This window comes from Bradyrhizobium sp. P2_E8 (genome assembly GCF_056403875.1).
The window spans coordinates 1-2524 of the sequence record NZ_JBFUES010001039.1 but is presented as its reverse complement, the minus strand read 5'-3'; the positions used below and the strand labels follow the sequence as shown (position 1 = coordinate 2524).

Sequence of the window (2524 nt, the reverse complement as noted above, 5' to 3'; positions counted from 1 at the left end):
CGACAGCACGGAGTCGGTCGGCGACGGCGAGATCGATCCGCGCGGATTGCGAATGGAGATCAACTATTGAGGCGACCGGCCGCCAAGGCGAATTCGGGAAAAAGCGGCAATTTATTTGACAGATATAGGAACTGCGGGTGGTTGGCCCGCGTTCCCCGTGCGAAGAGACTACAGAGATGCTCGTGCGATGAATGATACCAGTCAATTCGCGACCGCGCTGCTCGCGCTCGTTTTCATCGGAGCCCTGCTCGTCACCGGGCAGCTCTTCGTCAAGCAACGCGCGCAGCGCGACATCGCGTATGCGACAAGTCACTTGCTGCCGCGGCTGTGATCCAACTTCTGTGCGAAAAGATCATGTGGTCTCTGCATCGGCCTTGTGCCGTTCGTCCGCTCGCCTAGATTAGGCGACAATCTCACGAACGATGCCGGGGTCCCGATGTCCGATCTCTCCACCTTTCCCATCACCAAGCGCTGGCCGGCCGAGCATCCGGAGCTGCTTCAGCTCTATTCGCTGCCGACGCCGAACGGCGTCAAGGTGTCGATCATGCTGGAGGAGATCGGGCTGCCCTACGAAGTCCATCTCGTCGATTTCGGCAAGGACGACCAGAAGACATCGGAGTTTCTGTCGCTCAATCCGAACGGCAAGATTCCAGCGATCCTCGATCCCAACGGTCCCGGCGGCAGGCCGCTGCCGCTGTTCGAGTCCGGGGCGATCCTGCAATACCTCGCGGAGAAGACCGGCAAGCTGCTGCCGCAGGATGCGGCGCGCCGCTACCAGGCCATCCAGTGGGTGCATTTCCAGATGGGCGGCATCGGGCCGATGTTCGGCCAGGTCGGTTTCTTTCATAAATTCGCCGGCAAGGATTTCGAGGACAAGCGGCCGCTCGAGCGGTACGTGGGCGAGTCCAAGCGTCTGCTCGGTGTGATGGAGACGCATCTGGCGGGCCGGCAATGGTTCATGGATGACGACTACACCATCGCCGACATCTCCATGCTCGGCTGGGTGCGCAACCTCATCGGTTTCTACGGCGCCGGTGACCTCRTCGAATTCACCCGGTTCAAATCGGTTGCCGCGTGGCTCGAACGCGGCCTGGCGCGTCCCGCCGTGCAGCGCGGGTTGAACATCCCGAAGCGACCGTGAAACTAGCTGAGCGCCTTGTGGGTCATGTAGAGCGCCATCAGCGAGACGAGGGCGATCATGACCCGGCGCAGCACCGATTTGCTGACGCCATTGGCCATGCGTGCGCCGAGATCGGTGCCGACCCAGAGGCCGATAACAATGCCTGTTATGGCTGGCCACCCGACCATGAGTCCCTTGCTCCAGTAGATCCACGCCGCTGGAATGTTGGTCGGGATCACCGAGAAGACGAGGCTGACGAGTTGCGCCTGATGTTGCGGCACGCGCAGGCCCGCGGCGAGGCCGACGGTGATCGCAAGGCCGCCGCCGATGCCCATGAAGCCGGAGGAAAAGCCGGCCAGCGCGCCGATGAGGAACAGCGGAAGCCACGGCAATTCGCCGGGATCGCCGGCCGCGCCAGCACCGTCCTTGCGGTCACGGCGCAGCAGCAGGGCCGCGATCAAGAGAGCGAGGTAGACGACGTAGGTCCATTGCAGGACTGCGTCGGACACGCCGGCCGCGGCATAGCCGCCGCCCGCGCCACCGACGAGAAATCCGATGCCGATCCAGACGATCCATTGCAGCGGACTGCGATTGCCGCTCTGCCAGTAGCGGCGCACACCGGCGAGGCCGGTTGGCGGGACCTGCGTGATCAGCGACGTACCCTGGGCGACATGTTGCTCGGCCCCGAGCAGCAGAACGGAAAAGATCACGAGGCCGCCGCCCGGGCTCGTGCCCATGAAGCCCGATGTCACGCCGCCGACGAGGCCGACGCCGATTCCTGCGAGCAGTTCGWCAATCCAGGACATGGCTCAAGCCCGGGTTCGTCGCTTGACGTCCGGCTTCATCGTGCGGAAGCCGTCGATCACGGCATCGACTGTCGCCATGCAGGCATCGACGTCAAAGTCCTCGCCCCAGCATTTTTGCAGCACAAAGCCCTGGAAGATCGCGATCAGCACGCGCGCGATGGCGTCGGCGCCGAGGTCGCGGTTGACGAGGCCGTCGTGCTGGGCGCGCTCGACCAGCGCCACGATCAGGGCACGCGGCATTTCGATGCCTTCGACGACGCTGGTGCGGACGCGGCGGTTGCGCAGCGCTTCGGCCCAGCCATGGATGCCGACGCGCCGCCGCGCTTCGCCGGCGGGATCGGTGAGCCATTGCGTGTAAACGCGGACCAGGGCGTGAAGGCCTTCGATCGGATCGCCCGATCCCTGCGCGACCGAGTTGAGCACGGCCTCACGGCGATGCCGGTCGTCAGCGAGCGCCTCGATCAGGTCGTCCTTGCTCTGGAAGTAGAGATAGACCGCGCCATGGCTCAGCCCCGAGCGCTTCACGATGTCGGCCATGCCGGTCTGGTGAAAACCGTTCTCGGCGAAGCAGGCGAGGGCGGCCTCGAGGATCTGCTGC

General features: G+C 64.3%; 4 protein-coding genes. 2 read left to right on the top strand and 2 right to left on the bottom strand.

The window, feature by feature from the left end; genetic code table 11:
- The first annotated feature begins 187 nt into the window (after positions 1-187).
- Together AC1D00_RS36310 and AC1D00_RS36305 are read left to right on the top strand one after the other, a co-directional pair.
- Positions 188-331, top strand: coding sequence for a hypothetical protein (locus tag AC1D00_RS36310; RefSeq protein ID WP_167770573.1), 144 nt, complete (start codon positions 188-190; stop codon positions 329-331).
- 105 nt (positions 332-436) lie between these two features.
- Positions 437-1141, top strand: coding sequence for a glutathione S-transferase family protein (locus tag AC1D00_RS36305; RefSeq protein ID WP_477013984.1), 705 nt, complete (start codon positions 437-439; stop codon positions 1139-1141).
- Positions 1142-1143: 2 nt separating this feature from the next.
- Here AC1D00_RS36305 and AC1D00_RS36300 read toward each other — a convergent pair whose 3' ends face one another.
- Both AC1D00_RS36300 and AC1D00_RS36295 read right to left on the bottom strand, forming a co-directional pair.
- The gene (locus tag AC1D00_RS36300; RefSeq protein ID WP_477013983.1) at positions 1144-1926 is read right to left on the bottom strand and encodes a sulfite exporter TauE/SafE family protein; all 783 of its coding nucleotides are present in this window, start codon (positions 1924-1926) and stop codon (positions 1144-1146) included.
- 3 nt (positions 1927-1929) lie between these two features.
- The coding region (locus tag AC1D00_RS36295; protein ID WP_477013982.1) for a TetR/AcrR family transcriptional regulator at positions 1930-2524 on the bottom strand (595 nt) is incomplete at its 5' end.

Excerpts from the sequence above, each read along its gene's own strand:
- AC1D00_RS36310 (WP_167770573.1), top strand. The coding sequence starts at position 188 with ATGAATGATACCAGTCAATTCGCGACCGCGCTGCTCGCGCTCGTTTTC.